Annotated in this window: 25 protein-coding genes; 15 read left to right on the plus strand and 10 right to left on the minus strand. The window is 59.2% G+C overall.

Going from position 1 to position 25,337, the window contains the following annotated elements:
* Window positions 1-57: 57 nt before the first annotated feature.
* From AB1E42_RS08435 to AB1E42_RS08445, 3 genes are read left to right on the plus strand one after another with little or no spacing between them, the layout of a single operon-like run.
* Window positions 58-903, plus strand: a complete 846-nt coding sequence (locus AB1E42_RS08435; protein WP_368343805.1) for a helix-turn-helix domain-containing protein — start codon at window positions 58-60, stop codon at window positions 901-903.
* Window positions 863-1,738: a hypothetical protein gene (locus AB1E42_RS08440; protein WP_368343806.1), complete on the plus strand. Its 876-nt coding sequence runs from the start codon at window positions 863-865 to the stop codon at window positions 1,736-1,738. Before AB1E42_RS08435 ends, AB1E42_RS08440 begins: the two co-directional genes overlap by 41 nt.
* Window positions 1,735-2,562, plus strand: coding sequence for a ChbG/HpnK family deacetylase (locus tag AB1E42_RS08445; protein WP_368343807.1), 828 nt, complete (start codon window positions 1,735-1,737; stop codon window positions 2,560-2,562). The genes AB1E42_RS08440 and AB1E42_RS08445 overlap by 4 nt, the downstream gene beginning before the upstream one ends.
* Window positions 2,563-2,610: 48 nt before the next feature.
* Here AB1E42_RS08445 and dctP read toward each other — a convergent pair whose 3' ends face one another.
* The 3 genes from dctP to AB1E42_RS08460 are packed head-to-tail and all read right to left on the minus strand — an operon-like array spanning window position 2,611 to window position 5,752.
* Window positions 2,611-3,657: a TRAP transporter substrate-binding protein DctP gene (gene dctP, locus AB1E42_RS08450; protein WP_368343808.1), complete on the minus strand. Its 1,047-nt coding sequence runs from the start codon at window positions 3,655-3,657 to the stop codon at window positions 2,611-2,613.
* 39 nt (window positions 3,658-3,696) lie between these two features.
* Window positions 3,697-5,172, minus strand: a complete 1,476-nt coding sequence (locus tag AB1E42_RS08455; RefSeq protein ID WP_368343809.1) for a TRAP transporter large permease — start codon at window positions 5,170-5,172, stop codon at window positions 3,697-3,699.
* Window positions 5,173-5,176: 4 nt separating this feature from the next.
* A complete protein-coding gene (locus AB1E42_RS08460; protein ID WP_368343810.1) occupies window positions 5,177-5,752 on the minus strand; it encodes a TRAP transporter small permease in 576 nt (191 codons plus the stop codon).
* A 202-nt stretch (window positions 5,753-5,954) separates the two neighbouring features.
* Here AB1E42_RS08460 and AB1E42_RS08465 point away from each other — a divergent pair, with 202 nt between their 5' ends.
* The 7 genes from AB1E42_RS08465 (at window position 5,955) to AB1E42_RS08495 (ending at window position 13,214) form a co-directional block, all read left to right on the plus strand.
* On the plus strand, window positions 5,955-6,713 hold the full coding sequence (locus AB1E42_RS08465) for a DeoR/GlpR family DNA-binding transcription regulator (RefSeq protein ID WP_368343811.1): 759 nt from the start codon (window positions 5,955-5,957) through the stop codon (window positions 6,711-6,713).
* A 180-nt stretch (window positions 6,714-6,893) separates the two neighbouring features.
* Window positions 6,894-7,784 (plus strand): PfkB family carbohydrate kinase, encoded by an 891-nt coding sequence (locus tag AB1E42_RS08470; RefSeq protein WP_368343812.1) that lies wholly within the window; start codon window positions 6,894-6,896, stop codon window positions 7,782-7,784.
* 29 nt (window positions 7,785-7,813) lie between these two features.
* Entirely contained in the window at window positions 7,814-8,800 is a 987-nt protein-coding gene (locus AB1E42_RS08475) for a tagatose 1,6-diphosphate aldolase (protein ID WP_368343813.1), read from the plus strand.
* 2 nt (window positions 8,801-8,802) lie between these two features.
* Complete coding sequence (locus AB1E42_RS08480) at window positions 8,803-10,179, plus strand: L-fucose/L-arabinose isomerase family protein (protein WP_368343814.1); 1,377 nt, start codon at window positions 8,803-8,805, stop codon at window positions 10,177-10,179.
* A gap of 4 nt (window positions 10,180-10,183) precedes the next feature.
* Window positions 10,184-11,275: a Gfo/Idh/MocA family protein gene (locus AB1E42_RS08485; RefSeq protein WP_368343815.1), complete on the plus strand. Its 1,092-nt coding sequence runs from the start codon at window positions 10,184-10,186 to the stop codon at window positions 11,273-11,275.
* Window positions 11,275-12,273: an aldose epimerase family protein gene (locus tag AB1E42_RS08490; RefSeq protein WP_368343816.1), complete on the plus strand. Its 999-nt coding sequence runs from the start codon at window positions 11,275-11,277 to the stop codon at window positions 12,271-12,273. Before AB1E42_RS08485 ends, AB1E42_RS08490 begins: the two co-directional genes overlap by 1 nt.
* A 14-nt stretch (window positions 12,274-12,287) precedes the next feature.
* A complete protein-coding gene (locus tag AB1E42_RS08495; RefSeq protein ID WP_368343817.1) occupies window positions 12,288-13,214 on the plus strand; it encodes a hydroxyacid dehydrogenase in 927 nt (308 codons plus the stop codon).
* 33 nt (window positions 13,215-13,247) lie between these two features.
* Here AB1E42_RS08495 and AB1E42_RS08500 read toward each other — a convergent pair whose 3' ends face one another.
* The 3 genes from AB1E42_RS08500 to AB1E42_RS08510 form a co-directional block, all read right to left on the minus strand.
* Complete coding sequence (locus AB1E42_RS08500) at window positions 13,248-14,696, minus strand: NAD-dependent succinate-semialdehyde dehydrogenase (protein ID WP_368343818.1); 1,449 nt, start codon at window positions 14,694-14,696, stop codon at window positions 13,248-13,250.
* A gap of 298 nt (window positions 14,697-14,994) precedes the next feature.
* The gene (locus AB1E42_RS08505; RefSeq protein ID WP_368343819.1) at window positions 14,995-16,008 is read right to left on the minus strand and encodes a substrate-binding domain-containing protein; all 1,014 of its coding nucleotides are present in this window, start codon (window positions 16,006-16,008) and stop codon (window positions 14,995-14,997) included.
* 86 nt (window positions 16,009-16,094) lie between these two features.
* Entirely contained in the window at window positions 16,095-17,132 is a 1,038-nt protein-coding gene (locus AB1E42_RS08510; protein ID WP_368343820.1) for an ATP-binding protein, read from the minus strand.
* A 171-nt stretch (window positions 17,133-17,303) separates the two neighbouring features.
* On the opposite strand from AB1E42_RS08510, the gene AB1E42_RS08515 reads away from it, so the two are divergent.
* Window positions 17,304-17,690 (plus strand): hypothetical protein, encoded by a 387-nt coding sequence (locus tag AB1E42_RS08515; RefSeq protein WP_368343821.1) that lies wholly within the window; start codon window positions 17,304-17,306, stop codon window positions 17,688-17,690.
* On the opposite strand, the gene AB1E42_RS08520 is transcribed toward AB1E42_RS08515, so the two are convergent.
* The 4 genes from AB1E42_RS08520 to AB1E42_RS08535 all read right to left on the minus strand — a co-directional run bounded on the left by AB1E42_RS08520 (window position 17,687) and on the right by AB1E42_RS08535 (window position 21,195).
* A complete protein-coding gene (locus AB1E42_RS08520; protein ID WP_368343822.1) occupies window positions 17,687-18,211 on the minus strand; it encodes a gamma carbonic anhydrase family protein in 525 nt (174 codons plus the stop codon). The genes AB1E42_RS08515 and AB1E42_RS08520 overlap by 4 nt on opposite strands.
* Complete coding sequence (gene gmk / locus AB1E42_RS08525) at window positions 18,211-18,858, minus strand: guanylate kinase (protein WP_368343823.1); 648 nt, start codon at window positions 18,856-18,858, stop codon at window positions 18,211-18,213. Before gmk ends, AB1E42_RS08520 begins: the two co-directional genes overlap by 1 nt.
* A gap of 2 nt (window positions 18,859-18,860) precedes the next feature.
* Window positions 18,861-19,751 carry a YicC/YloC family endoribonuclease gene (locus AB1E42_RS08530; RefSeq protein WP_368343824.1) on the minus strand — a complete coding sequence of 297 codons (891 nt, stop codon included), beginning with the start codon at window positions 19,749-19,751 and terminating at the stop codon, window positions 18,861-18,863.
* Between the two features lie 73 nt (window positions 19,752-19,824).
* On the minus strand, window positions 19,825-21,195 hold the full coding sequence (locus tag AB1E42_RS08535) for a class II 3-deoxy-7-phosphoheptulonate synthase (protein ID WP_368343825.1): 1,371 nt from the start codon (window positions 21,193-21,195) through the stop codon (window positions 19,825-19,827).
* 218 nt (window positions 21,196-21,413) lie between these two features.
* Here AB1E42_RS08535 and AB1E42_RS08540 point away from each other — a divergent pair, with 218 nt between their 5' ends.
* The 4 genes from AB1E42_RS08540 (at window position 21,414) to AB1E42_RS08555 (ending at window position 25,331) form a co-directional block, all read left to right on the plus strand.
* Window positions 21,414-22,415 carry a GlxA family transcriptional regulator gene (locus AB1E42_RS08540; RefSeq protein WP_368343826.1) on the plus strand — a complete coding sequence of 334 codons (1,002 nt, stop codon included), beginning with the start codon at window positions 21,414-21,416 and terminating at the stop codon, window positions 22,413-22,415.
* Window positions 22,416-22,558: 143 nt separating this feature from the next.
* On the plus strand, window positions 22,559-23,743 hold the full coding sequence (locus AB1E42_RS08545; protein ID WP_368343827.1) for an ABC transporter substrate-binding protein: 1,185 nt from the start codon (window positions 22,559-22,561) through the stop codon (window positions 23,741-23,743).
* 95 nt (window positions 23,744-23,838) lie between these two features.
* On the plus strand, window positions 23,839-24,621 hold the full coding sequence (locus AB1E42_RS08550; protein WP_368343828.1) for an ABC transporter ATP-binding protein: 783 nt from the start codon (window positions 23,839-23,841) through the stop codon (window positions 24,619-24,621).
* Entirely contained in the window at window positions 24,618-25,331 is a 714-nt protein-coding gene (locus tag AB1E42_RS08555; protein ID WP_368343829.1) for an ABC transporter ATP-binding protein, read from the plus strand. Before AB1E42_RS08550 ends, AB1E42_RS08555 begins: the two co-directional genes overlap by 4 nt.
* Window positions 25,332-25,337: the final 6 nt, after the last annotated feature.

A 25,337-nucleotide genomic window follows, 5' to 3' on the forward strand; every position in this document is an offset into this window, starting at 1 on the left:
TGGCGGTTAAGGCTAATAATCCTTGCGTTTTTCGCGCAGAACTTCTCATAATTTGATATGGGAACTGACCATCCCCTTCTCGAAGGACATCCGCTGAAGCACTGGCGGCGGAGCACGCGACGCCGTTTTGCCGCGCGGCCCGAAAGCCATGACCTGCTGGTGGTTCTGTTGGGGATTCGGGGACGGATGAACTACCTGATTGATGGGCAAGTGGTGGGCGTTGAACGGGGCTCGCTGCTCTTCGCTCATGCCGGACAGGCGCATGTGTTGCTGTCGGAAACGCGAAACTTTGACATGTGGGTTGTCCTCGCATCCGAGCCGGCGTTGGCGGCGGAGGGGCTTCCGCCTTTCGCGGTGCCGGAAGGGTTTGGGCAAGGGCCGCGCCGTATTGGCGAGGCTGGCTGTGCAGAGTTGGAACAAATGGCACAAGGCTTGACCGAAACGGCGGGAGACGCGGTACGGTGTGACGGGCTGCGCTATTGGTTGGCGCGGGCCTGGGCGCTTTGGTGCAAGGCAGATACAGAGAGCGGGGCGCATCTTCACCCCGCCGTAGAAAGTGCCGTGCTGGCACTGAAAGCGGACCTGACTTTGGGCGCCGCGGCGCTGGCTGAAAGATCAGGCATACGCGCCGAGACACTTGGGCGGCTGTTTCGCGCGCAGATGGGGGAAAGCCTTGTTAAGTTCCGTAATCGCGCCCGATTGGAGGCCGTTGACCGGATTGCAGAAGGCAAAACCGCACGAAACTTGACCGATGCGGCGCTGGAAGCGGGGTTTGGCTCCTACGCGCAGTTCTTTCGTGTGTTCCAGGCATTGCGGGGAATGGCGCCACATGCCTACTATCAGGAAAAAAGGGGGCCATTCGATGAGCAACGCGCGAAACGCCACGATGTATCAGGATCTTGACCCGACCACCCGCGCGGCGCTGCAGTTGTCGCGGGCGGATCTCTCTGTTCGTCTGCGGGAACGGGCGCGGATTTATCAGAGCAATGAGGACATGATCGCCAATATGGCCGAAAAAATCCTAGAGGATTATCTGGCGGCATTGGCGACGGGCCGCGAACAGGTGGCGATGATCGTCCCTGTCGGACCTGTTGGACAATATGGGCAACTGGCCGCGCTCTGCGTTGAACGTGATGTGTCGCTCGACCGGCTGACGCTATTCGTAATGGATGAATATCTGACCGATAGCGGCGCGTGGATCTCTGAGGATGATCCGTTGAGCTTCCGTGCGCATATGTGGCGAAATTTGCTGGATAAGCTGCCTGATGATATGCGCCCTGCCCTTGTCGTCCCCGATCCGCATGACCTTGGCGCTGTGGGGCGGTTGATCGCGGATGTGGGGGGGATCGATGTCTGCTATGCAGGGGTCGGGATCACGGGGCATCTGGCATTTAACGAACCGATGACCGGCGCCGTTGATGCGGCCTATTTTGCTGATTTGCCGACGCGGATCGTACCGCTTTTGCCGGAAACACGGCTGATCAATGCGGTGACGGCAGCGAGGGGCAATGTGGCGCGGATTCCGCGAATGGCGGTGACGATCGGTATGCGGGAAATCCTCGGCGCGCGAAAGCTGCGCCTGTTCATGAACCGTGAATGGCAGTCGGCGGCGATCAGGCGTTTGGCGGCGGGGCCAATTACGGCAGATTTTCCGGCATCGTTGGTGCAGACCCATGCTGACTGGAGCTTACATGTGGTGGAGCATGTTCTGGACGCGCCCGAACCGAGGCTGGCATGAAACTTCTCGCGCATCTTGATGACGTTGGATGCACGCATGGATCGGTGGTCGCGTGGCAAGCACTGCGGGCGGCAGGAACGGTGCGTTCGGCATCGGTCATGGTCCCCTGCCCTTGGTATCCGCTGGCGCGGGACGATTGGCGCGAAAATCCGACGCAGGACATGGGCGTGCATATCACGCTGACATCGGAATGGAGTGCTTATCGCTGGAGGCCGATGCTCGGGGCGCGTGGCGGCTTGGCCGATGCGGACGGGTTCATGCACCACAGGCCAGAGCAAGTGGTGGCCGAGGCCGACCCGATTGCGGTGGCAGACGAGATGTTGGCACAGGTGGAACGGACACTGGCAGATGGGTTCCGCCCTACGCATCTGGATGCGCATATGGGAACGGCTTTGCTGCCGGAATTCGTCTGGTCGCTGATGGATGCCGGATCGCGCTATAACATTCCAGTGCTGGCTTGTGCCGATCTCGGCCCGCTCTCAAATGCGGTGCGTATGCAAGGTGTGGATGCGGGCTTCCTTTCGGAAGTTGCGGCAGAGGCGAAGCGGCGCGGTTGGCCGGTATTTGATCGGTTCATGATCGGTTTCTGCCCCGAAGACATGCCGTTTGAAGCGCATCTGGAAGGGCTGCTTTCGGAAAGCGGCGACGGGATGGTCTATTACGGGATGCATGCCGATACTGCCGAGGGCATGGATGCTTTCGCGCCGCACCACACCCGACCACGGCGCAAGGAATATGATTTTTTCAGTGCGGCCGCCTCCGCCAGCTTTCTTGAAAAACGCGGCGTTGAGGTCATCACTTGGGGCGAGGCAAACGCCCAATAAAAAAGCCCCGGTCACTGCCGGGGCTTTCTCTTTTCAACGCGACCGCGCTTAGTTGGCGGAGAGATCGTTCAGAGCGTCGATCTCGGCTTCGGCTGCGGCTGCGGCTGCAACCATTGCGTCAAACACTTCTTCGCCACCGTCAACATTGGCTTTGAACCAGTCATAAACAGGAGCCGCAGCGTCACGGAACATCTGCTTTTCTTCAGGTGTCGGGACGTAGAGGCTACCGCCGCCAGCGACAAAGTCCTGATAGGCTTGGATGGACTTACGCTTCGGCGAGGCGAAAGTTGCCTGCTGGAGTGCATAGAAGCCATCGGCCACGACACGGCGCAGACCTTCCGGCAGGCCCATGTAGGATTCGTTGTTCATCCACCACAGGGCGCCCATGTAGGCGTGACCGTCGAGGGTGACGTACTGGAGGCCCGCATCGGGGAACTTCATGCCCATGATGTCAGTGATGCCGTTCTTGGAACCCTCAACAACGCCGGTCTGGAGCGAGGTGAACAGTTCGGGCCACGGGATCGGGGTCGGCGATGCGCCGAGGGCGCGAACCAGTTCCTGCGGCAGGTCAGCCACAACGGTGCGGATCTTCATGCCAGCTAGATCGTCTGGGGTTTGCACAACACGCTGGGTGTTGGCGAAGTTGCGCCAGCCGCCGGTGTTGCCGATGGTCATCAGGCGGATGGTGCCGCCGGAATCCTCAAGCGCCTTCTGGCGGAGGAGGTTGACGAATTCGCCGCGCAGAACTTCCTCGGCCACGCGGTCGTCACGCAGCAGGTACGGAAGATCGAAGATCTGCACATAGGGGAAGATGCCCGCAGCACCGCCGGAGGTGGAGATATACACATCAAGCGAGCCGTCAGCGATACCTTGCAGACACTCAGCACCGTTGGCGCAGAGCGAGGTGCCAGCGAAGATTTCAACCTCGATCGCGCCGTTGGACGCGGCTTCGACGAAATCTTTGAACACCACGATGCCGTCGTAGTCTTCGTCGTTGACGTTCGAGCCGACGACGGCGCGCAGGTTATAGTCCGCTGCGAATGCCGGAAGGGCAATCGCTGTCGCGGCCAGTGTTGTCATAAGTTTTTTAATCATATTTTCCTCCCTTTGGATTCTTCAGTAGGTGTTTTCGGGCTATTTCAGGAACCCGAAGAACTCGGGCACTGCCAAGGACAATGCCGGAATGTAGGTGATCATAAAGATCACGACGATTTCGATGGCCAAGAACGGTAGAATGGTCTTGGCGATGGTTTCCACCTTTTCGCCGCTGACCGCACTGGCCACGAATAAGATCAGCCCCATTGGTGGGGTTGCCAGTCCCACCGTAAGGTTGACGCTCATGATGATCGCGAAATGGACGGGATGAACGCCCAGCTCGATAAAGATCGGCGCGAGGATCGGTCCGAGGATGATGATCGCAGGCCCAGCATCAAGGAACATGCCGATGATGAACAACAGGATGTTAATCAGGAACAGCAAGATCAACGGGTTGTCAGTGAGCGAGATCACCCATTCCGCCAGCGTCTCAGGCAGGTGCGACAGGCCTACGACCGCCTTGAACGCCATCGCGGCGCCCACGAGCAGCAGCACAACCGCGCTTGTCATCGCCGCGCGAGACAGTACGGCGGGGAAGTCTTTGAGCTTCATCGTGCGCAGAACGAAGAGCGAGATGACGAACGCGTAGCCGACGGCAACGGCGGAAGCCTCGGTCGGGGTGAATACGCCGCCCAAGATGCCGCCGAGGATCAGAACCGGCGTTTGCAGCGGCAGGACCGCCCGCTTGCCGGTGAGACGGAACGCAGGCGAGACAACACGGCGCAAGGCGATCAGGGCGAAATGGGCCACGATCAGAGCGCCGAGGAACACGGCCCAACGGCTCGTGGTGCTTGCTTCCTCTGCCAGCGGCCAGACCAGATAAACAAAACCGCCGAGGTTGAGCCGCGCGAGCACGAAGCTTAGCCAGTATTCCGGCGCCTTGAGCGGGGTATCATCCAGCTCGACCTTTTTCGCGGCGGGCAGTTCATATTTATCGGCCAGCAGCCGCACCATGACCATGAGGCCGATGCCAACCATCAAGCCGGGGATGATGCCGCCGAGGAACAGGGCCGCGACGCTCTCGCCCATCACATAGGCGTAGATGATCATAATGCCCGAAGGCGGAATGATCGGTCCGATGACGGAAGATGCAGCGGTGATCGCGGCGGCGAAGCGGCGGGTGTAGCCTTCCTTCTCCATCGCGGGGATAAGCATCGAGCCGAGCGCAGAGGTATCCGCCACGGCAGAACCGGAAAGGCCCGCGAAAAGAATGGATGACAGGATGTTCACCTGCGCCAAACCGCCACGCAGATGGCCCATCAGCGCTTGAGAGAATTGGACAAGGCGGGTGGTGATGCCACCGCGGTTCATCAGCTCGCCCGCGAGCATGAAGAACGGAATCGCCATCAGGGGAAAGCTGTCCATCCCGTTGTAAACATTGCGATAAAGCAAGTTCCAGTCGCGGGTGGAATCGGTGATCAGCAACAAGATACCGGGTGACGCCAGCATCGCGAAGAATACCGGCATACCGATCAGTAGTAAGACGAGGAAAAGCGGAAGAAACCAAACGAGCATAGCGTTACTCCGCCGACATGACACGTTGGTCAGGGACATCGCCGTAATCGACATCGCTGAACAGCATGTGAAGGTTTTTGAGGATCATTTCTACGTTCACGATGATCATGCCAATGAAACCGACGTAAACGGACATATACATCCAAGCGAGTTTCAGGCGGATCGGATCGCCGCCGATCAGGTTCAACGGAACTTTAAGCGAGCTGGAATTGAACAGCCAGCCGGAATTGATGTGCTTGAGGCCGAGTTGCATGGCGATCATCAGCACACCAAAGGAAATGACAAGGATCACGAGGTTAAGGATCAACCCTGCCCTGCGGCCGAGCATATCACGGAACATATCAATCGAGACGAAACCGCCCCAGCGATAGGCAGACGGCGCCATGAAACCTGTCATCCACAGCATGCAAAAGCGCGCGGCTTCATCGGGCCATGCTTGGGCGTTGTTCAACACATACCGGAAAAAGACCTGAATCAGGATCACGATCACCATCACGGCAATCGCACCCGTTGCGATCCATCTCCCGAGCCGCAACCCATAAGTGATCACGAGCTCTAGTGGGCTGATAATCACATGCATCGGCGTAGCCTCATGCTTCCCTCCCAAAAAGCGCGCCCTTTTTCGGCGTCTGGGATGATCCTGTGAGACTTTTCCCGTTCGCGCAAGCCGCACGTTCACTCTTGCCATTCGAAAAGCGAGATTCGATAGCGCAATCGGCGCGTTCCTTTCTTTACAAAGGGTAAAATTTTTCGTTTTAATCGAAAAACGAAAAGGATGCCCCATGTCAAACGCGAAGCGACACGAGCAAATTCTGACATTATTGACTCATCAGGGCCGCGCATCCGTTGAGGAAATCGCAACCGCAATCGGACGGACACCGCAGACGATACGCCGTGACCTGACGGAACTGGCCGGTCAGAACAAGATCGTTCGTTATCATGGCGGCGCATCCCTTCTGGCGGGGATCGAATATACCGGCTATGAGGCCCGCCAGAAGATCGCCGCCGAACAGAAGGCTCGGATCGGGGCGGCTTGTGCGGCGCTGATCCCCAATAACGTGGCGCTGATGATAAATTCAGGCACCACGACCGCTGCCGTGGCGCGGGCGCTTTCCGGCCATACTGGCCTGCGGGTTGTGACGGATTCAGTCAAAATATCCCATGAGATATGCGGTTATTCCGGTGTCGAGGTTATGGTACCCGGGGGGCGGGTGCGCCCCTCGGATGGCGCTATTGTCGGCCACCATGCGATTGAGTTCCTCTCCCAGTTCCGGCCCGATTTTGCAATCATCGGGGCCTCGGCGATTGCGCGAGACGGGGCATTGTTGGATTACGACATCGCGGAAGTCGCAGTGGCACGCGCCATGATCGCGCATGCGCGCAATGTGATCTTGTGCGTGGACAGCGCGAAGTTCAATAAGATGGCACCCGTTCGGGTGGCGGGACTGGCCGAGGTCGATGTGATGGTGACAGACACGCGCTGCTCGGAAGTCTTGCGACAAATGTGTCAGGCAGAGCGCGTAAAAGTGATTGAAGCATAGTTTCGATAATATTTTCGTTTCGAAAAATTACTGAAAATAACGATCACAGTAGCGGTTCGGACGCTTGGAACTGCTCGGGCGCTCGCGTTTAATGCGTGGTGACATGGCCCAGAACACCGAGACACCAGTGCGCGACGCGAAACATCCAATTTTGGCTTCATCAGCTGGCCGGAGGCAGGAATGACCTGCGTTTATGTGGTGGGTGTTGCGGTGGTGGATTATGTGTTCACGGTGGCCGATTTCCCAAGCGGGGCAGAGAAATACCGTGCCGAGCATGCAACTGTCGTTGGCGGCGGATGCGGCGCAAATGCTGCGGTAGCGATTGCGCGACTAGGCGGGACGGCGCTGCTCGCCGCGCGGTTGGGCGGCGACTCGGTTGGTGAGGCGATTCTCTCCGATTTGCGGCGGGAAGGCGTCAATGTGAGCCATTGCGACCGGACGGGGGAGATTTCTTCGTTTTCATCCGTTTTGGTGAATGGCGAAGGCGAACGGCAGATTGTGAATTTTCGCGGCGCGGGGCTGGTGGAAAGCACCGGACATCTGGCCCCTCCCCCCGAAACGCACGCGATATTGGCTGACACTCGTTGGAGCGCTGGCGCGCTTGCAGCGATGGAAACAGCGCGAGAGCGCGGCATTCCGGGCGTTCTCGATATTGAGGCACCAGCAGAGCGCGCGCCGTTTGATGCGGCGAGCCATCTGGCCTTTTCCGAGCAGGGATTGGCGCATTTTCATCCCGACCTGTCACCAGAGGAAGCGATCACGCAGATCGCCGCGACACATGGCGGCTGGGTGTGCGTAACGCGCGGTGCGGATGGGGTGAATTACTGTGGCCCAGATGGCGCCGGGCATATCCCGGCCTACAAGGTAGAGACAGTCGATACGCTTGGCGCAGGGGACGTGTGGCACGGAGCTTTTGCCATGCGGCTCGGCGAAGGCGCGGACGAGATTTCAGCGGTACGATTCGCCAACGCGGTATCGGCCATCAAATGTACACGGCGCGGCGGGCGCAGCGGCACACCGACACGCGCCGAAACCGACGCATTCATCAAGGAGACAGGGCCATTCAACTGACATCAGGAAAGCTATGGGGCCTGCGCAGAATGGCTGATGCGCGGGGAATTTTCAAAATGACGGCAGTGGATCAGCGCCCGCCGATCAAGGGGCCGATTGCCAAGCACCTTGGCGTGGAGCAGGCACCTTGGGATCAGGTGGCGCGGTTCAAACGGCTGTTGGTAGAGACGTTGCAGGACCAATCCACGGCGATGCTCTTGGACCCGCATTACGCGATCCCGCACGGGATCGATGCGCTCTCCCCCACCAAGGGGCTGATCGTGACGTTGGAGGATTCGCTGTTTGAAGAGCAGGACGGCGGGCGACTTTCGGCAAATATCGACGATTGGTCGGTGGAAAAGATCAAGCGGATGGGCGGCGACGCGGTGAAGGTGCTGGCGTGGTATCGCCCTGATGCCGATGCCAGTGTCTGCCAAGCGCAGCAGGATTATGTGAAGCGGATTGGCGAGGCTTGTGCAAAGTTCGACATCCCTTTCCTGTTTGAATTGCTGGTCTATCCGCTGGCGAAGGACGCGCATCAAACCAAAGATTACATCGAGATGCAGGGCAAAAAGGCGGATGACGTGCTTGGCTCTGTAGAAGAATTTGCGAAGCCCGATTACGGGGTGGATGTGTTCAAGCTCGAAAGCCCCGTGAATGCGGCGGATGCGGATGGTTCAGCGGCGGTGCAGGCAGTGTTTGACGAAATGGGCCGTTTGGCGGGCAGACCGTGGGTGATGCTCTCCGCAGGGGCAGGCAAGCCGGAATTCAAAGCGGTGCTGGAGCATGCTTTTGCGGCGGGTGCTTCGGGCTTTTTGGCGGGGCGCGCGATCTGGCTGGATGCGTTCAACCATTACCCCGATTGGGACGCGATCGAACGTGACCTGCGGGATGGGGCGAGCAGCTACATGCAGGAGATCTCTGACCTTGCGGACCAGCAAGCGGCAGCGTGGCAAAGCCATGCCTGTTATGGCGCGGGTGGTGCGCGGTTCTTGCCGGATGATGCAAGCTTCCGGCATCAGTATTCGGGGTTTTAGCCATGAAAATCGGCATTCTTCCTTTGGGACGCCCGACCTTTGACGTCCCCTTTGCGGAGGAGAACCTTGCCGCAATGCTCGCCGCACTGGATGGCAGCGGGCATGAGATCATCGGCCCGCGGGGGCTGTTGTTTGACGGCACGGCGACGCGGGCGGCGATTGCAGAGCTGAAGGCCGCGGAGATTGACTTCCTGTTGCTCCTGCAAGTGACCTTTACCGATGCCTCAATGACAGTTGAGGCGGCGGCGGCGCTCGATATGGATATGGGGATTTGGGCAATACCAGAGCCGCGTATCGGCGGCAGGTTGCGGTTGAACTCCTTCTGCGGGCTTAATCTGGCAAGCCATGCGCTAGGGCTGAACGGGCGGCGGTTTTCGTGGCTCTATGCCGACCCGAAGAGCGATATTGCCGCTGACTTGTCGGCGCTGCTGGCTGGTGAGCGGGAAGCGGGCCGGTTGGAAGGCAAAGCAGCTGGTGACGGTTCCGCGGAGGCGGCGGCGCTGGTCGCGCGGATTTCGGGGCGGCGGATCGCGCGGCTGGGGGCGCATCCGGACGGGTTTGATACCTGCGCGTATGATGCGGAGAATCTGAAGGCGCTGGCAGGCGTGGAGGTGGATGCGCTGGAATTGGAGGCGCTCTTTGACGAAGGGCGCGCGGCGAATGCGGCTGATGTTGCAGTTCTGCGCGAAACCGTTGCCGCGCAGGGACTGGAAGAGGTTGACCAAACCGAGCTGGACCGCTCGCTGCGGCTGAAGCTGGCGTTGGATGCGATCCGTGCGCGGGGGGCTTATGATGCCTTCGCAATCCGGTGCTGGCCCGAAACCTTTACCGAATATGGCGGCGCGGTGTGTGGGCCTGTCTCCTTGATGGGAGAAGCGCGGGTGCCTTGCGCCTGTGAGGCGGATGTCTATGGCGCGCTGACGCAGATGATCTTGCAGGAAGCCTGCGGAAGTGCAGTTTTCCTTACCGATCTGGTGGATATGGACAGCGCGGATAACACGGGCGTGGTGTGGCATTGCGGGCAAGCGCCGCTTTCCATGCTGGCGGAAGGGGATGCGGCGGAGGCCACGATCCATACCAACCGGAAGATGCCTTTGCTTTTCGAATTCCCGCTGAAACCGGGGCGGGTGACGTTCATGCGGATCAGTCAGGCTTTTGGCACGCCGAAGATGGTGCTGTCGGGTGGCGAAATGCTGGACAGGCCGAAATCCTTTACCGGAACATCGGGTGTTGTGCGGTTCGACCGTGCCGCATCTGCGGTGCTGGACGATCTGATCGACAGCGGATTGGAGCATCATATGGCGCTGGCTTACGGCGAGCACCGCCCTACCCTTTGCGCAGTGGCGGCCGAGATGGGCCTGCCCGTTCTGGAGCTTTAACAAAATGATAAGATACGGATTTGTCGGCGCGGGAATGATGGCGCAGGAGCATATGCGTAATATTGCTTTGATCGACGGTGCATGTGTGACTGCCTATGCCGATCCCAACGAGGGGATGCGGGGTTTGTCGGCACAATTGGTGCCGGAGGCGCAGGGCTTTGCCGATTATAAGGACATGCTGTCAGCCGATCTGTGCGATGTGTACATGGTGGCAAGCCCGAACGATCACCATCACGCCGCGATGCTGGACCTTTTGCCGACGGGCAAACCTATCTTGTGTGAGAAGCCTGTTTGCACAACCGGCGAAAATGCGCGCGATTTGCTGCAGCGGGCTGAGGGGCGCGCCGCGCCTGTTTGGGTGGCGATGGAATACCGCTACATGCCGCCCGCGCAGCGCCTTTTGGCGGAGATAAAGGCAGGGCGCATCGGCACGCCGCAGATGTTTGCGATCCGTGAGCATCGCTTCCCGTTCCTTGATAAGGTGGATGCATGGAACCGTTTCTCGGCCCGCACGGGCGGAACGATGGTCGAGAAATGCTGCCATTTCTGGGACTTGATGCGCCTCGTGTTAGAGTGCGATCCGGTACGGATTTACTGCTCCGGCGCGATGAATGTGAACCATCAAGGAGAACTTTACGAAGGGCGCAAGCCGGACATCATCGACAATGCCTATGCTGTCGTGGATTTCGAGAGCGGCGCGCGGGGGATGTTGGACCTGTGCATGTTTGCCGAGGGCTCATATTGGCAAGAATTGTTGACCGTGACCGGCGAGAAGGCGCGAATCGAGGCGCGGGTACCCGGCCCTGCCCGTTTCTCTGCCGATAAGAAGGAACGCCATTCGGAGATCTGTATTTCGGACCGCGCGACCTTGCGGGAGAAAACGTTTGAGGTTGAAGTGGATGCGTCGATCCTGCAAGCAGGCGATCATCATGGTTCGACCTTCTTCCAGCATCAGAAATTTGTCGAACTGGTACGCAGCGGCAAGGGAACGCCGGAGGTGAGCCTGAAAGACGGATTATGGGCCGTGATCATCGGTGAAGCGGCAGAAGAGAGCGCCCGCACCGGACATGCCATCGACCTGAAGGGGCGTATTTAATGACCGAAGTGTTCGGAAAAACCACCAGCGGCGAAGATGTTCATCGCGTGGTGCTGGAGGCCGGCGGCCTGCAAGCGAGTGTGATTACATGGGGTGCCGTTTTGCAGGACTTGCGGCTGGCAGGGCATGCGCCCGCCTTGGTCTTGGGGCTGCCACGGTTCGACGATTATCCAGTACATTCGCCCTATTTCGGTGCCTTAGCGGGGCGTTGCGCGAACCGTATTGGCGGCGCGGCGTTCGAGCTGGATGGAAAGCACTATGAGCTGGACGCCAACTTCCTTGGCAAACATCAGTTGCATGGCGGCAGCGTGGGGTGCGGCAAGCGCAACTGGACGCTCGGAGGTTATGACAAACGCAGCGCCCAGCTGACGCTTGAAATGGCCGATGGCGATATGGGCTTCCCCGGCGATCTGTCGGTGCAGCTGACCTATACGCTGCTTGACGGTGGGGTGCTGGATATTGACATCAAGGCGACCACCAACGCGCCGACCTTGTGTAATTTCGCGCATCACAGCTATTTCAACCTTGATGGCAGTGCCTCGATCCTCGATCACAAATTGCAGATGGCGGCTGAAGGCTTTTTGCCGGTGGATGGGGAGCTGATCCCGACCGGCGAAGTGACGCCCGTTGCGGGAACACCGTTTGATTTCCGTTCCGGCCAATCGGTGCGCGTTGCCAGCGAGAGCGGGCTGTTGGATCATAACTTTTGCCTTTCCGAGCGCGCAGGAGCGATACGCCCTGTAGCGACGCTTTCGAGCGCGGCATCGGGCGTGGAGATGGAAATTCGCACGACCGAGGCGGGGCTTCAGGTTTACGACGGGGCGAAGCTGGATGTGCAGCCCTTGGGGCTGGACGGGCAGGCAATGGGCAAGCATGGAGGAATCGCGCTTGAGCCGCAGTGCTGGCCGGATGCCATTCATCATCCGCACTTCCCGCAGGCGGTGTTGCGACCGGGTAAGCAATATCACCAGCACTCGCAATTTGCGTTTTCCAAATAGGGTTGGGGCGCGGAATGAAAATCATCATCAGTGAATTCATGGATGAGGCAGCGGTTGCGGAGCTGTCCGCGCGGTTTGATGTGACCTATGACCCGAGCCTTGCCGATGCGCAGGAGACGATCCCTGCCCTGTTGGCCGATGCATCCGCGCTGATTGTGCGGAACCGGACGCAGGTAACGGACGCCTTGCTCGCTGCCGCGCCGCAGCTGCGCTGCGTCGGGCGCTTGGGTGTCGGGCTCGACAATATCGACCAAGAGGCCTGTGCCGCGCGGGACGTCACCGTTTATCCGGCATTTGGGGCGAACAACCTTTCGGTGGCGGAATATGTGATCACCACTGGCGCGATGCTCTTGCGCGGGGCCTATGACCGGCGTGCGGAGATGTGCGCCGGTGCTTGGCCGCGGCAGGCCGCAAGTGGGCGCGAGATTTCCGGCAAGGTGCTCGGGCTGGTGGGCTATGGCGCGATTGCGCGTGACACCGCGCGGATCGGTCGTGCGCTGAGCATGAAGATTATCGGTTATGACCCGTTCCTGCCCGCCGATCATGCGGCGTGGGAAGGTGCAGAATGCGCGCCCCTTGGCGAGGTACTGAAAGCGGCGGATGTGATCAGCTTGCATGTGCCACTGACCGACTCAACGCGGCATATGATAGATGCGGTCGCGCTTGCGGGGATGAAAGAGCGCGCGGTTTTGATCAATGCGGCGCGGGGCGGCGTGGTGGATGAACTGGCCTTGGCAGCCGCGCTGAAAGCCGGAAAACTGGCCGGTGCGGCGCTGGACGTTTTTGAAAACGAGCCGTTGGATGCCGAAACCGCAGCACGCTTTGCCGATGTGCCGAACCTGATCCTGACACCGCATATCGCTGGGGTAACCGAGGAAAGCAACGAACGCGTGAGCGCGATGATTGCCGAACAGGTCAGCGCACATCTGACGCAAACCTAAAAAAAGGGAGCGCCGGAGCGCTCCCTTGCAGGATCAGATCCCGCCGATACAGACGTATTTGGTATCGAGATAGTCGGCAATGCCTTGGCTGCCGCCCTCTTTGCCCAAGCCACTTTCTTTCATGCCGCCGAAAGGGGCCTCGACGGTGGTGATCAGGCCCTCATTGATACCGATAAGGCCGTATTGCAGGCCGGTATTCATCCGGAAAGCGCGGGCGAGATCGGTGGTGTAGACATAGGCAGCCAGACCGAAATCGGTGTCGTTGGCAGCGGAGACAACTTCCTCTTCTGTCTCGAACTTGAAGATCGCGGAAACGGGTCCGAAGATCTCCTCGCTGGCGATCTTCATATCGGTGGTGACGCCGGTGAGAACGGTTGGCTGGAACCACGTTCCGCCGAGGGCGTGACCCCCGCCGCCAGCGGTGCAGGTTGCGCCGTGGGCCATCGCGTCGTCCACCAGTTCTTTCACCTTATCGAAGGCGCCCTGATCGACGAGCGGGCCCTGCTCGACGCCCGCCTCATTGCCGGGACCGACTTTCAGCGCGTCGGTCGCCTCGCTCAGGCGCTTCACGAAGGCATCGTAGATGCCGGACTGAACGTAGATGCGGTTGGCGCAGACGCAGGTCTGGCCGGAGTTGCGGTATTTGGCGATCATCGCGCCGGCAACGGCACGGTCGAGATCGGCATCATCAAAGACGATGAACGGCGCGTTGCCGCCCAGCTCCATCGATACTTTCTTCACCGTGTCGGCGGACTGGCGGATGAGTTCCTTTCCGACCTCAGTAGAGCCGGTGAAGGTGACTTTGCGGACGCGGCTGTCTTCCATGATCGTGCCGCCGATGGCGCGGGCGGAGCCGGTGACAACGTTCACGACGCCTGCGGGATAGCCGACATCCTCGGCCAGTTTACCCCATGCGAGGGCGGAATAAGGCGTGAGCGACGCGGGCTTGACCACAGTGGTACAGCCAACCGCCAGCGCAGGCCCGAGTTTGCGCGCGAGCATGGAGGACGGGAAGTTCCACGGTGTGATTGCGCCGACGACACCAACGGGGTGGTGCGTGACCAGCAGGCGGCGGCCATTGACCGGAGAGGGAACGATTTCGCCCTTGGTGCGGCGCACCTCTTCGGCAAACCACATGACATAGGCGGCACCGATGGCGATTTCGCCACGGGATTCGGCCAGCGGCTTGCCTTGTTCGGCGGTAAGAAGCGCGGCGAGCGCTTCCTGATTATCCATCAAGGCATCATGCAATTTGCGCAGGAGGCCGACGCGGGTGTTGAGATCGCTGGCGGCGAAATCAGGAAAAGCAGCATGTGCCGCATCAATCGCCTCGCGCGTTTCGGCAGAGCCGAAATTCGGGACCGTGCCGAGCACCTCGCCGGAAGCCGGATTGGTGACCGTGATCGCGCTGTCAGCAGCAGGCGAACGCCACTCTCCGCCGATCAGGTTTACGTCGATCTTGAATGCTGAAAAGTCCGTCATTCGACTGTGTCCTTCTGCTTTTGAGGCATGGCGATTTGCGCGAAGTTTACGGGGGATTTCCAAAGAGGCAATGGGCGGAGCGACCCTATTGCCGATTTTTGATCAAATTCCGTATTTTTGCGCCAAATAATCTATTTCATCAGCTTTTAAGGGGGATCGCACCGGATCAAATGACCAGTTACGAGCGGCAGATAACGCCAGTTCGCGCCGGATATTCGCGGCGCATAAAACCAGCCCCAAATGAAAAAGGGAGCGGAATGTCCGCTCCCTTTATTACTGTGCAAATTTCTAGCGCTTTTTATTGACCGATGGTCTTTCCGGCCTCAAACGCGGCGCGGGTTTCTGCCAATTTTGGATCGGCAACCAAGCCAAGTGGCTGGAGCGTGCCGCCGGCACCGGCGACCGCATCAGAGATGAAGAAATTCACCCAATCACGCAGGCTTGGGACCACATCCAGATGCGCCGCCTTCACATAGAAGTACAGCGGGCGACCAAGGTGGTAGGAGCCGTCTGCGATTGTTTCAGCGGAGGGATAGACACCCATCACCGTGGAGGGCAGCAGCTGGGTAAAGTTATCGAGGAACATGCTCAGGGAGAACGCACCGATGCCGTTCACATCTGCTTGGAGCATGGTCACAGTGGTCGCAAGAGTGGGCGTGTTATTCTCCATCACGACGCCGTCCGTCCGGAGTGCGAGGCAGGCATCATCAGCGCGCGCAACGCCGAGGATCTTGACGAACTCGTCGCGAGCGCCGCTTTCGACGCAGCCTTCTTCCATCATCTTTTCGTCAAGAAGTTCACGCGTGGCATGGATGGTGCCCGGAACGTGAATGCTGAGCGGCAGCGGTGAGAATGCTGGGTTTACATCCGACCACATGCTGTTGGGGTTGGGAACCAGCTGCCCGTCGACTGGTAGCTGTTCGACGGTTGCCGCGAAGTAGTCAGATGGGGTCAAATCAAGCGCCGAACCGCCGAAACCGGAGGCAAAGACAACGCCATCATAACCGAAGCGAATTTCGATGATGTCGGTCACGCCGTTTGCTGCGCAAGTGGCGATTTCACTTGCCTTGATCGGGCGGGATGCATGGGCAATGTCTGACGTTTCGACGCCAACGCCCGCACAAAAGAGCCGCAGACCACCCGAGGATCCACCAGAGGAGATCTCGGGGGCGGGGCCGGAGAAATTCGCGGCAACTGCATCTGCAAACGGGCGCACAGTTGACGAACCGGCAGCGACGACATTGTCGCGGGCCACGGCGGAGCCAGCGGCGGCGACTAACGCAGCGGCGATAATTGGGAAGGCATAACGCATTTTCTGTCCTCTCGATAAACTCGAATAGAACAACGGTGCTTTGCGCCAGAAAGTTAGCGGAGTTTCTGCATCATACGATTAGAGCGCTAGACCAAAGGGAGTAGTACCTTGATTGTGGTCCCCTGCCCTAATGTGCTTTCGATCCGCATGCGGCCACGATGGCGGTTCACGATGTGCTTGACGATCGCGAGGCCAAGACCTGTTCCGCCGGCCTCGCGCGCGCGGTGACTGTCAACACGGTAGAACCGCTCCGTCAGGCGGGGAAGGTGATGCGACGCGATTCCCGGACCTTGATCGGCAACCCGAAGGCACACGCCCTGCCCGCTGAGAAGACTCTCCACTTGGGGGCCTTCGAGCGACACGGTGACAGGTGTACCGCCACCGTATTTCAGGGCGTTTTCAATAAGATTCGAGACGACCTGTTCAAGTTGCTGCGCCGAACCGCGCACTTGCTGGAAATCTTTCGATACGGACACTTCAACGCGGGAGGCGCTCTGCGCAATCATTGGTTCAAGTCGCGCCACGACATTCTCGATCACCTTGGGCAAGTCCACTGGATCGGACGGGCGCTGGCGCTCGGTGGCCTCAACACGGCTGAGAGACATGAGATCTTCGACCAGCATGATCATCCGCCTGCTCTCACGTTCCATGATCGCCAGCAGGCGCTGCTGGCCCTCGGGATCGTTCCGCGCAGGCCCGCGCAGGGTTTCAACAAAGCCGATCAGCGAGGTTAAAGGAGAGCGCAATTCATGGCTGAGATTGGCGATGAAATCGCTGCGCATGCGGTCTGCTTCCTCGACGGCGCTGGTATCTTCGAAGGAGACGAGAAGTGCTTCGTTTCGGCCCTCGATCGCCAAAGGCGCGATGGTGACACGAAACGCAATTTCCTGACTGCCGGATCGCCCGAGGTAGCGTGCATCACGTCGCGTACCGCTTTGCAATGCCACTTCGATTTCATCGAGAACAGCAGGCTGGCGCACGGCGCGGATGTAATGGCGGCCGATCATATCCGGCCCGAATAGCGCCTCGGCGGCGGCGTTAATCGCAACGATACGCTCATCGCCCCCAATTGCGATTTGGGGCAAGGGAGAAGCGGCAAGCAGATCGTTCAAATCAACTTTCATGCGCGAGCCATAGCGGAGAACCGCACCGCTTTGAACACAAATATCAAAAAAGCATGCGGCGTACTTTGCAGGGCGCAAACATGCGGATATGCTCGGATTCGGGGAAGAAAGCTGAAACCGCATCAGGGTTTTTGCACAAAAGGGTTTGGCTTTGTTTTGGGGGAGTGTGCCGTGTTGGGGATGACCAGCGCCGCTGCGAAACCGAGTGAATTGCCGTCGATGCTCATCGTCGGCAGGTATCGGTTTGGAGATGTTTATAAGCTGCCTGCTGTGCGCAGCGACGGGTATCACTTTGTTGATATTGCAGATTTGAGTGTTGAGACGGTGCGAAAAATCACACCGGATGTGGTGTTATCCGCGCTGATCGGCAATGGGTTTGACGCGACGGAGATCGCGCAGGTGCTTGAGGCGGCAGGTTTTCCGGGACGGTATCGGGTGATTTCTGATCCGGTCGAAAGCAGCGGCTTGATCGTGCAAGAGGTGACACGGCTCGCACCGAGCGTCGATTTTGAAATCCTAGAACTGACGCCGGAACTGCTGCAGACGATGGCGCTCTAGCGGGAAAGAACTGTCAGCCCACTGCGGAAGCGGCGGGCATTGCTCTGATAACCGAGCGCAGATTTACGCAAGCCCTCTATGGCGGCCTCGTCCAGCGTGCGGATCACTTTGCCGGGCGCGCCGACGACGAGGCTGTTATCGGGGATTTCCTTGCCTTCTGTCACCAAAGCCCCTGCCCCGATCAGGCAATTGCGCCCGATCTTGGCGCCGTTGAGCACCGTTGCGCCCATACCGATCAGCGAATTCTCACCGATGATGCAGCCGTGCAGCATCGCTTTATGCCCGATGGTACAGCCCGCGCCAATCACCAACGGGAATCCCATATCGGTATGAAGTACGGCGTTTTCTTGCACGTTGCTCCCCTGCCCGACAGTGATGTCTTCGTTGTCGCCGCGCAGCGTTGCGCCGAACCAGACGGAGCTGTCAGCCTCTAGAATGACCCCACCGATGATATTGGCATCTGGCGCGACCCAAGCAGTGGGGTCAATTTGGGGTGTACGGCCATCGAGCGCGTAGATCATTACTGTGCCTCATATTCTGCGTTCAGTTTACGCACGAACTCGTTGAGCCAAGGCTGGCGGTCGCGGCGCAGACGCTCGGCTGTGAGAATTGTTTTCAGCTCTTCGGTGCATTGATCGACATCTTCGTTAACCAGCACATAGTCATATTCGGCCCAATGGCTGACCTCGGCCAAGCTCTTTTGCATGCGGCCATCGATGACCTCGGCGCTGTCTTGCCCACGGTCGCGGAGGCGGCGCTCCAGCTCGACCATTGAAGGCGGCAGGATGAAGATTGATACGACATCCTTCCCAAGGCTGGAATTTCGGATCTGTTGGCCGCCCTGCCAATCGATATCGAAGAGCGTATCGCAACCTTCGTGCATCGCGTCCTCAACGGGGCCGCGGGGACTACCGTAGAGATTGCCAAAGACCTCGGCATGTTCGAGCATATCACCGTTGCGGACCATTTCCTGGAAAGTGTCGCGGCTGCGGAAGTAGTATTCGCGGCCATCTTCCTCGCCCGAGCGCGGGGCGCGGGTTGTGGCGGAGACGGAAAAGCGGATGGAGGGATCCCATTCCCGCAACCGGCGGGAGAGCGTCGACTTTCCGGCGCCGGAGGGTGATGAAACAATGATCAGCAGGCCACGGCGGGCGCCGGTATCGGTCATGGTTACTCCAAGTTTTGTATTTGCTCGCGCATTTGTTCGATCGCGGCTTTCAAATCAAGCCCTATGGAGGTGAGCTCCTTGGACTGGGATTTTGAACAGAGGGTATTGGCCTCGCGGTTAAATTCCTGCGCGAGAAAATCCAGCTTGCGCCCGACAGCGCCACCTTTCTCCATCAGCGCACGCGCGGCGGCGATATGGGCGCGGAGACGGTCGATCTCTTCGGTGACATCGGCCTTGATGGCGATCAGGGCAAGTTCTTGATGGAGGCGTTCGGGATCAACCTCTGCGCCGGTATCGAGCACGCGGGCAAGCGCATCGGTGACGGCTTGTTTTTGGACGTCGCGGCGGCTCTCGGCGGCGGTTTGGGCTTGAGCGACGAGGCTTTCAATTTCGGTCAGTTGACCGATGAGCACATCGGCGATCAATGCCCCTTCGCGGGCGCGCATTGCGAGGAAATCTTTGAGGAGGCTCTCAAGGTCGGCTTGCAAAGTGGGAAGCAGGCTCTCGGTAGTGCTGTCATCCTCACGGGCGGTCATCACGCCGCGCTGGGATAGGATTTCGGCGGGCGACGGGGCAGAAAGATTGACCCCGATGCGGCCTGCGCGCTCTTGCACAAGGCGAAGCGCTTCAAGTGTGCGGTCGAGTTGCGCGGGATCGAGGGTCAGTGGGACGTCGCTGGCTTCGCGCGCCATCTTCAAGCTGAGCGAGATACTGCCGCGCTTCATCGCCGCGCTGATCGCGCCGCGCACAGCTTGTTCGAGCCCTTCAATGCCTTCGGGCAAGCGCAGCCGTATATCGAGGCCGCGTGCGTTGACGCTGCGCAGATCCCACACCCAAGCAAGGCCCTGCTCGGTGCTGCGTTTGGAGGCGAATGCCGTCATTGAATGGATCATGGCTGGCCCTCCGATAAATCGAAAAGCGGCCCGCGGCGATCTTGCAGCGGGCCGTTTGCTGTGTTTTCCGCGCCTAAACTGCCGCGGCGTCGGCCAGCTTGGTGCGCCGGTTGGAAAGCTCCTCGGCGACAAGGAAGGCCAGTTCAAGCGATTGCGAGGCATTCAAACGCGGGTCGCAAGCGGTGTGGTAGCGATCGGAGAGGTCTTCATCCGTTACCGCACGGACACCGCCGGTGCATTCGGTCACGTCCTTGCCGGTCATCTCGAAGTGGACACCGCCGGGGATCGTGCCTTCGGCATTGTGCACTTGGAAGAACTCGCGGACTTCGCGCAGAACGCTGTCGAACGGGCGGGTTTTGTAGCCGGAAGTGGATTTGATCGTGTTGCCGTGCATCGGGTCACAGGACCACACAACATTTGCGCCCTCTTCCTGGACTGCCTTCACGAGGCGCGGCAGGTGCTCGCCTACCGAACCCGCGCCGAAGCGTGCAATCAGGGTCAGGCGACCCGGCTCGTTTTCGGGGTTCAGCGCGCTCATCAGCGCCTTGAGGTGACCGGAAGTCATCGAGGGGCCGCATTTTAGGCCGATCGGGTTTTGCACGCCCTTGCAGAACTCGACATGCGCGCCGTCAGGCTGGCGGGTACGATCCCCGATCCAGATCATGTGGCCGGAACCGGCGAGCCATTTGCCGGAGGTGGAATCGAGACGGCAAAGCGCTTCTTCGTATTCCAGCAAGAGCGCTTCGTGGCTGGTGTAGAAGTCAACGGTGCTCAGCTCGTGGTTCGTCTCGCCGGTCAGGCCAGCGGCAGTCATGAAATCCAGCGAGTCAGAAATGCGCTGGGCCATCTCGCGGTACTTCTCGGCCTCGGGCGCATCGGTGAAGCCAAGGGTCCACTGGTAGACGCGGTGGATATCGGCAAAGCCACCCGTGGAGAAGGCACGCAGAAGGTTCAGCGTGGCGGCCGCTTGGGTGTAGGCTTGCAGCATGCGGTCCGGATCAGGGATGCGGGCATCGGTGTTGAAATCGAAGCCATTGATGATGTCGCCGCGGTAGCTGGGCAGTTCGACGCCGTCGATCGTCTCGGTGGGAGCCGAGCGCGGTTTGGCGAACTGGCCGGCCATGCGGCCAACTTTGACTACCGGAACTTTCGCACCGTAGGTCAGGACCATCGCCATCTGCAGCATCACCTTGAAGGTGTCGCGAATTTGGTCGGCAGAAAATTCAGCAAAGCTTTCGGCGCAGTCACCGCCCTGAAGCAAAAACGCTTCGCCACGGCTCACGGCACCAAGATGGGCTTTCAGGCGACGTGCCTCCCCTGCAAACACCAACGGCGGATACCCTGCCAGCTTGCCTTCAACGGCTTTCAGGCTGGCTTCGTCGGTATACTCGGGCATCTGAACGCGAGGCTTGTTGCGCCAGTCAGATTTTTGCCACTCACTCATTGGTGTCTCCATTGTTCACTTTAACAGGTGCTTTCGCTGGTTAGCGGTATCAGGACGCGCTTATAGACCGGCTGGCGTGGAGGGCCAATCGAAAAAGGCGGTCCGGCGATGCCGCAGGGGAGCGAAACGACACGGTTTGACGCTTTCAATACCCCTTGAACCGCGCGTGTAAAACTGGTCATGGTGAATTCATTGCCATTTGTAGAAGTAAAAGTTGCATGGAAATCCAGCCACAGATCGTTGAAGTGGATGCGCCAAGTAAGCCAAAACGTTACGTTTTTGTGCTTCTCGACAATTTCACAATGCTTTGTTTCGCCTCGGCTGTCGAGAGCCTGCGAATCGCTAACCGCATGGCGAACAAGAAACTCTACGATTGGGTGCTTGCAGGCGAAGATGGCGATACCGTGATCTGCTCGAACGGAACCGAGTTCAAACTCCAGATGGAGTTGGGCGAGTTGTCGCGTGACGACGTGGTTATGGTTTGCGGCGGTGTGGATGTGCAAAAGGCCACCACCAAGCGGATCGTCAGCTGGCTCCGCCGCGAAGCGCGGCGCGGGGTACGGATGGCGGGCCTTTGTACCGCTGGCTACACATTGGCAAAGGCGGGCCTGCTGGATGGGAAGAAAGCAACGATCCACTGGGAAAATCAGGACAGTTTTGCTGAAGAATTCGAAGAAGTGACGCTGACGAAGTCGGTCTTTGTGGTGGATGGCAACCGCATGACAACCGCGGGCGGCACGGCCTCCATCGACCTGATGCTGAAGATCATTGCGGACGATCACGGCGAAGAACTGGCCAATGCCGTGGCGGACCAGTTGATTTACTCGTCCATCCGCACTGACCAAGATACGCAGCGCCTTTCGATCCCGACGCGGATCGGGGTCCGGCATCCGAAACTGAGCCGGGTTATCCAGATTATGGAACAAAACATCGAAGAGCCGATCAGCCCTGCTGTACTGGCAAAGGATGTGGGCATGTCGACGCGGCAGCTTGAACGCTTGTTCCGTCGCTATCTGAACCGCAGCCCGAAGCGCTACTACATGGAACTGCGCCTGCAAAAGGCGCGCAACCTGTTGATGCAGACGGATATGAGCGTGATCAACGTGGCCTTGGCTTGTGGTTTTGCCTCGCCGTCGCATTTTTCGAAGTGCTACCGGTCCCACTATGACACGACACCCTATCGCGAGCGGGGCAGCCACGCGACGCGGCTCTCGATCTGATCACCTGCGATTGCGCAGTGACGCGGCGTCAATTTCCCGCAACTTACCAAAAAACAGGCCGATTTCCTGCGCGGGAACGCTTCCATTTTGTATTTGGGCTGCGTAATCTGGCGAACGGACAATGATCCGATAGGGAGAAAATGATGAAAAAGATTCTGACTGCCACCGCGACGATGGCACTGCTTGCCGGAGCCGCGCAGGCCGACGAAATCAAACTCGGTGTGCTTTTGGGCTTCACCGGCCCCGCTGAATCGCTCGCCGTTGGTATGGCTGGCGGAGCTGAAGCAGCGATTGCCGAAGTTTCCGAAAGCGGCCTGCTGCTGGGTGGCACGACTGTTTCAGCCGTTCGCGGCGACAGCACGTGTATTGACGCCAGCCTTGCAACCGCCGCTGCTGAACGCTTGATCACCACTGAGGGTGTATCCGGTATCGTTGGTGCGCTGTGCTCCGGCGCGACCACCGCAGCCTTCCAGAACGTTGCACGGGCAAACGGTATGGTGATGATTTCGCCGTCCGCGACCTCGCCTGCGCTTTCGACGATCGAAGATGACGGCCTGTTCTTCCGTACCGCTCCATCAGATGCGCGTCAGGGCGTTGTGATGGCTGAAGTGCTGCTTGAGCAGGGCATCAACTCGGTCGCTGTGACCTATACCAACAACGACTATGGTAAGGGCTTGGCCGACAGCTTCCAATCTGCTTATGAAGAGCGTGGCGGCACTGTCACCATCAACGCCGCACACGAAGACGGCAAGGCCGACTACTCGGCTGAAGTGGCGTCTTTGGCTGCTGCTGGCGGTGATCGCCTCGTTGTTGCCGGTTACATCGACCAAGGTGGCCCGGGCATCATCCGCGCCGCGCTCGACACCGGTGCATTCGACACGTTCCACCTGCCTGACGGCATGATCGGTGACTCCCTGCAGGAGCGTTTCGGTGATGAGATCGAAGGATCGACCGGTCAGGTTCCGGGCACAGACAGCCCGGGCGCTGCGATGATGGAAGAGGTTGGTGCGAAGTACGATTTCCAGGGTACGGCACCGTTTGCACCTGAGAGCTATGACGCAGCTGCGCTGATCATGCTCGCCATGCAGGCAACCGGCTCCACCGACCCGATGGTCTACAAGGATGCGGTGATGGATGTTGCCAACGCTCCGGGTGAAGTGATCTATCCGGGTGAACTGGCCAAGGCACTGCAAATCCTCGCCGATGGCGGCGAAGTGGATTATCAGGGCGGCTCGGCTGTTGAGCTGATCGGTGGCGGCGAGAGCGCCGGTAACTACCGCCAGATCGAAGTGATCGACGGCGTTATCACAACTGTTCAGTTCCGCTGATCGTGCACCATTAACGACAGAACGGCGCGGGGGGCCCCCCGCGCCGTTTGCATAACCGATGACTGCCTATTGGGGCAAAACTGGGGGCAAACGCGATGATCGTCGTCGAGGATCTTCACAAGCATTTTGGCGGCTTTCATGCCGTGGACGGGGCGACCCTGAAGATCAATCCAGGCTCCATTACCGGCCTGATCGGACCAAACGGTGCCGGAAAAACAACTCTTTTCAATGTGATCGCTGGCGTTCTTAAACCAACGAGCGGGCGTGTCACGATGGCAGGTGAGGATATCACCGGCCTGCCGCCCCATGAGCTGTTTCATAAAGGATTGCTGCGGACCTTCCAGATCGCGCATGAGTTCCATTCGATGAGCTGCCGCGAAAATCTGATGATGGTGCCGAGCGGCCAATCGGGCGAACAGCTCTGGAATACTTGGTTTGGCCGCAAGCGCATCGCCGATGAAGAGCGCGCGTTGCGGGCGAAAGCCGATGAAGTGCTGGAATTCCTGACCATCGAGCACCTTGCCGATCACAAGGCGGGGCAAGTCTCTGGCGGGCAAAAGAAGCTCCTCGAATTGGGACGCACGATGATGGTGGATGCCAAGATCGTGTTCCTTGACGAAGTGGGTGCGGGCGTGAACCGGACGCTGTTGAACACAATCGGCGATGCGATTGTGCGCCTGAACAAAGAACGCGATTACACCTTCGTCGTGATTGAACACGACATGGATTTCATCGGGCGGATTTGTGATCCGGTGATTTGTATGGCCGAGGGCAAGGTGCTCGCAGAAGGAACGCTCGATGAGATCAAAGCCAACGAGCATGTGATCGAGGCCTATTTGGGCACAGGGCTCAAGAACAAGGATAAGGTGGGGGCATGAGCGAACCGTTTCTCATCGGCGACAGCATGACCGGCGGCTATGGAAAAGGGCCGGACATTCTGCATGACTGTACGATTGCCGTGAACCCCGGCGAGATTGCCGTGATCGTTGGCCCGAACGGCGCCGGAAAATCGACCGCGATGAAGGCGGTTTTCGGGATGCTGGATGTGCGTTCCGGCGCAGTTCGGCTCGGTGGTGAGGACATCACCAAGCTGACGCCGCAGGAGCGCGTGGTGAAGGGGATGGGCTTTGTGCCGCAGACCTCGAATATCTTCACCTCGATGACGGTGGAAGAGAACCTCGAGATGGGTGCGTTCATCCGGCGGGATGACTTCCGCGACACGATGGAGCAGGTCTATTCGCTCTTTCCCATCCTCAAGGAAAAGCGCAACCAAGCGGCGGGCGAACTTTCAGGCGGGCAGCGCCAACAGGTCGCCGTTGGCCGCGCCTTGATGACCCAACCGAAGGTGCTGATGCTGGACGAACCGACCGCGGGTGTGAGCCCGATTGTCATGGACGAGTTGTTCGACCGGATCATCGAAGTGGCCCGCACGGGCATTCCGATCCTGATGGTCGAACAGAATGCACGGCAGGCGCTGGAAATCGCGGATCGCGGCTATGTTCTGGTGCAAGGTCGCAATGCACATACGGGCACTGGCAAGGAGCTTCTTGCCGATCCCGAAGTGCGCCAGAGCTTTTTGGGAGGATAAGGGATG

Source organism: Pelagovum sp. HNIBRBA483 (assembly GCF_040931995.1).
Classification (GTDB): Bacteria; Pseudomonadota; Alphaproteobacteria; order Rhodobacterales; family Rhodobacteraceae; genus JAEPMR01.